Source organism: Streptomyces plumbidurans (assembly GCF_019857225.1).
Classification (GTDB): domain Bacteria; phylum Actinomycetota; class Actinomycetes; order Streptomycetales; family Streptomycetaceae; genus Streptomyces; species Streptomyces plumbidurans.
The window spans coordinates 1-2,912 of the sequence record NZ_JAFJSY010000162.1; the positions used below are offsets into that span (position 1 = coordinate 1).

Consider the following 2,912-nt stretch of genomic DNA (forward strand, 5'->3'; position numbering starts at 1 on the left):
CGAGGCCCAACGCGCCCGCGGGCAGGGCCACCACGGCCGTCTCGGCGAACAGCCGGCCGGTCAGGCCGCGCAGGGAGGCGCCGCGGGCGCGCAGCAGGGCGAGTTCGGTGCGGCGGCGGTCGGCGGCGAGGCCGCCCGCCATCAGCAGGACCACGGCGGCCACCGTGCCGGTGCCGAAGGCGGCGACGGCGACCAGCGGGCGGACGCCACCACGGAGTTCCTCGTACTGGCTGAGCACGCTGTCGAGGTCGGTGCTCACCGTCGTGGTCAGGTCCGTTCGCTCACGGATCCGCCGCAGCGCCGGACCGGCCTCCACGGAGGCGACGGCCGACTTCAGCCGGTCCACGTCGTGGCCGCGCAGCCCGGCGTGGGACGGCGCCAACTGCCAGTAGCGCCAGGGGTTTCCGGCGGTGCCCAGCAGGGCCGGGGCCGCGTCCGGGGCGAGCAGCAGGCCGGCGCGCCAGTACTTGTCGCGCTCGGGGCCCGGCGCGACCACCAGGCTCGGCCTGCCCAGCAGGGGCTCGGTGTCCCACCAGGCGCCGCCCGGGTCGTGCGGGGTGACGATCCCGGTGACCCGTACGGCGAGCGGGGGACGGTCCGCGCCAGGCAGATGGATCACCGAACCCACCTTGATGTGCAGGCTCTTGGCGGTCCGCGCGGTGACGGCGGCCTCCACCTGCGCCGTCGCGGCGGTCACGTGGCCGTCGGCGCGGGGCAGGCGCCCCGAACGCACCGCCGCATGGCCGGCCAGACCGTGCTGCGCGGCCAGGGTGAACTGCGGCGGCAGCCCGCTCGGCCGCGGCAGCCAGGACTCCGGGGCCTCCAGGGTCTTCATGGTGTGCACGCCGTACGTCGACTGGCCGCAGTCGACGACGAGCGGGCCCGGGACGGCCGCGAGGACCTGTGTGTACTGCTCGCCGAGCGTGCGGGGGCGCAGGAGTTCCTCGCGCCGCTCCGGTGACCGCGGGGGGCCCGGCTGCTCGGCGGACACCTGCAGCGTCGTGCTCACCGGCCGGGCGCTCTCCACGGCCCGGCGCAGCCCGGCGTCCTCGTAGCGGTCGACGGCCCGCGGGAACGCGGCGGCCAGAGTGGCGGTCAGCGCCACGAGCAGCGCCAGCGCGCAGGCGGCGGCGGGGGCGGCACGCAGCCGGGTGCGGATCCACGGAGCCGGTACCGGGTTCATCACTCGCCCCCCTGCTCCCGCAGGGACACCGCGGGATCCCCTCGCCTCAGCGCCAGTGCGGCCGTCACCAGCAGCGGCGCCAGAGCCACCGTCGCCAGCAGGAGGGCCACCTGCGCCACCGGCAGCTCGACCAGCACGCGCGGCACCGGGCGCGTGGCCTGCGCGGTCAGCACGATCAGCGGGATCACCGCCCGGGTCAGCACGGTCCCCAGGGCCGTCCCCACCACCAGGGCCAGCGCCACCAGCACCCCCTGCTCGACGGCGATCATGCGGGCAAGGCGGCGGCGCGGGGCGCCCAGGGCCCGCAGCACCGCGAGTTCGGCGCCCCGTTCGCGCAGGGAGCCCGCCGCGCTCACCGCGAAACCGACCGCGGCCAGCGCCGCCGCCACCCCGGCCGCCGCCGCGAACGCCGCCTCGGGGCCCGCGCCGAAGGGATCGTCCCGCAACTGCGCGGCCGTCTCGTCCCGCACCACGACCTGCGCCGGATCGAGATCGGGCAGGGCCCGCAGTGCCGCCGCGACCCGGGCCGAGTCGCCGCGATCGGTGCGCAGCCACCACTCCGTGGGCGTGACGCTCGTCCCGTAACGGTCCTCCAGCACCCGGTTCACGGACCGCAGATCGACCAGCAGACCGCCCCCGTTCGCCGCTGCGGTCGTCGGCAGCTCGCGCACCGCGCGCACGATCCGCACCGGCACGGTCTCCCCGTCGACCGTCACGTCCAGCCGCTGCCCGGGGTGCGCGCCCGCCGCGGCGAGGAACCGGTCGCTCGCCACCCCCGTGACCTCGCCGGGCGCCGGCTGCGCGACCCGCATCCGCACCGTCAGCGACGCGCTGACCCAGGTCTCCTCGACCGGCACGTACCCGGTGCCGTACGCGATCGTCGGCGGGCCCGACCTGCTCACCGTGGGAGTGGTCGGGTCTGTCTTCGCGTCCGGCGACGCGACCTGCCCGTCACTGCTCACGGACGCCTTCCACGAGGCAGGCAGCGTGACCTTCCGCGCGGTGCCGTCCGCGCCTGCCGCCGTCAACGACCCGAGCTGCAGGCGGTGTTGCTCCGGGTCCCCGATCGGCTGCGGCATCACCAGCTCCACGGCGGTCAGCGTCAGCCGCCCGTCCGAGACCGGCACGTCCAGCACATGTGTCCGCCCGTCGGAGGGCAGCCGACCGGCCGGCACCTCGTACGGCGTCCCGTACGCGTCGACCAGCGTGACCGTCACGTCCGCCGTCCTGCCCGCCCCGGACGAACTGTGCAGGGCCGCCGCCAGCCGCAGCCGGGCGGTGTGCGCGGGGATCCGCGCCCCGGAGCTCCCCGTCCGCGGACCCAGCGCCGAGAGCATCGGCCGCACCCGCGCGGACGACAGGTCCGGGCGCATCAGCATCGTGTCCGAGGCGTGCGCGGTGTCCAGGGCCAGCAGAGCGGCCGTACGGCTGTTGGACAGCGGGAGTTCGGTACGGACGGCCGGGGCCGCCTCCCGCACATGGGCGAGGGCCGCGTACTGCTCCGTGCGCCCCAAGTGGTCCTCTCCCGCGGCCAGGACGCGCACCGGCGCACCCGTGCCGAAGTCGGCCTGGTCGTCCTGCGAGCGGTCCCAGGAGGCGCCCTGCCCGATGGCGAGCATGCCGAGCGCGACGGCGAGCACCAGCAGCAGCACCGGCCCGGCGCCCCGCATCGGGCGCCGGCTCAGCTGCCAGCCCGCCAGCGCCGCCGTCAGCCCGCGCCCGCCTGCCG

At 76.9% G+C, this 2,912-nt stretch carries 2 protein-coding genes; both read right to left on the reverse strand.

Annotated elements, in window-relative coordinates; all coding sequences use genetic code 11:
* Positions 1-1,183: ABC transporter permease family protein (locus JYK17_RS40145; RefSeq protein ID WP_504739994.1), on the reverse strand; the 1,183-nt coding region annotated here is incomplete at its 3' end.
* A partial coding sequence (locus tag JYK17_RS40150; protein WP_222812314.1) for an FtsX-like permease family protein occupies positions 1,183-2,912 on the reverse strand: 1,730 nt, incomplete at its 5' end. The genes JYK17_RS40145 and JYK17_RS40150, both read right to left, overlap by 1 nt.